The organism is Trebonia sp., from assembly GCF_049794275.1.
Taxonomy (GTDB): domain Bacteria; phylum Actinomycetota; class Actinomycetes; order Streptosporangiales; family Streptosporangiaceae; genus Trebonia.
Map to the genome: position 1 here is coordinate 1 of NZ_JBARCR010000344.1, position 1,563 is coordinate 1,563.

Genomic DNA, 1,563 nt, shown 5'->3' on the forward strand with positions numbered 1-1,563 from the left:
GGCTTCGCCATCCCCGCCGTCTACGCAGCCGGAGTAGCGGCGGTGGCGGCCGTGCTCGCCCGCGACGTGCCGCCCTCGGCGCGGGCGCGGGTGCCCGTCGTGCTCGCCGCCATGCACATGTGCTGGGGTGCCGGGTTCCTGTGCAGTCCGCGGCGCCTCGCGAAGCGGCCATAATACGTCCATGGGTTTTGACCTCAACGCGGAACTCGCGGCCGTCCGGGGGCAGGGCTACGACCTGCACAGCCGCTACCAGAATCCGCAGCTGCCGCGCACGCTGCACACGATCGGGTTCGACAAGGACTACGTGCGCGGCGACGGCGCCTACCTCTACGACTCTGAGGGAAACGCGTACGCGGACTTCCTGGCCGGATTCGGGGTGTTCGCGGCTGGCCGCAGCCACCCGGTGATCAAGAAGGCGCTGCACGACGCGCTCGACGCGGACTTCGCCGCCTGGACCCAGTTCGACTGCCAGCCGATCTCCGGGCTGCTCGCGCAGCGGCTGCTGGCCAAGACGCCAGGCCTGGACCGGGTGTTCTTCTGCAACAGCGGCACCGAGGCGGTCGAGTCAGCGCTGAAGTTCGCGCGGCACTCGACCGGTCACGGGCGAATCATTTACGCCCGGCACGCGTTCCACGGGCTGACCACCGGGTCGCTGTCGGTGAACGGCGCGGAGGAGTTCCGCCGCGGGTTCGGGCCGCTGCTGCCCGACGCCCAGATCCCCCTTGGCGACTTGGACGCGCTCGCGGCGGAGCTGCGGCGGGGTGACGTGGCCGCGATGATCATCGAGCCGGTGCAGGGACATGGCGTGATGATGCCGCCCGCCGGTTTCCTTGGCGAGGCATCTGCGCTGCTGCATAAGCACGGGGCGCTGCTGATCTGCGACGAGGTGCAGTCCGGGTTCGGCAGGACCGGGAAGTTCTTCGCCTACCAGCACGAGGACGTCCGGCCGGACATCGTCACCGTGGCCAAGGCGCTGTCCGGCGGCTACGTCCCGGTTGGCGCGATGCTCACGACGGACAAGATCTTCGGATCGGTCTACTCGTCGATGGACCGGGTGATGGTGCACAGCACCACGTTCAAGGCCGGCCCGCTGGCGATGGCGGCCGGGCTGGCGGCACTCGCGGTCATCGAGGACGAGGGTCTGGTGGAGAACGCCACCAGGACGGGCGAGTCGCTGCGCGCCGGGCTCGCCGCGCTGGCCGACCGCTTCGACCTGATCGCGGACGTGCGCGGGCGCGGGCTGATGATCGGCATCGAGTTCGGCAAGCCGTCCGGCGTGAAGGCGCGGGCCGGCTGGGCCATGCTGCAAAAGGCGCGGGTCGGGCTGTTCGCGCAGATGGTCGTCGTCGCCTTGTTCCAGCGGCACCGGATCCTTACCCAGGTGTCGGGCGACCACATGGAAGTGATCAAGCTAATCCCGCCGCTGATCATCGGCGACGCGGAGGTGAAGCTGTTCACCGATTCCCTGACGGACGTGCTCGAGGACGCTTCCAAGGGCTCCGGCCTGATGTGGGACTTCGGCCGGACCCTGATCAAGCAGGCCGTCCGGTCGTAGGGGCGTGG

Annotated in this window: 1 protein-coding gene; it reads left to right on the forward strand. The window is 69.4% G+C overall.

Translation table 11 applies throughout. The annotated features are described in order from the left end of the window. The first annotated feature begins 181 nt into the window (after positions 1-181). Positions 182-1,555 carry an aspartate aminotransferase family protein gene (locus tag WA805_RS09485; RefSeq protein WP_422327205.1) on the forward strand — a complete coding sequence of 458 codons (1,374 nt, stop codon included), beginning with the start codon at positions 182-184 and terminating at the stop codon, positions 1,553-1,555. The last annotated feature ends 8 nt before the right edge of the window (positions 1,556-1,563 follow it).

Coding starts and splice junctions, on each gene's coding strand:
- WA805_RS09485 (WP_422327205.1), top strand. CDS start 182: ATGGGTTTTGACCTCAACGCGGAACTCGCGGCCGTCCGGGGGCAGGGC.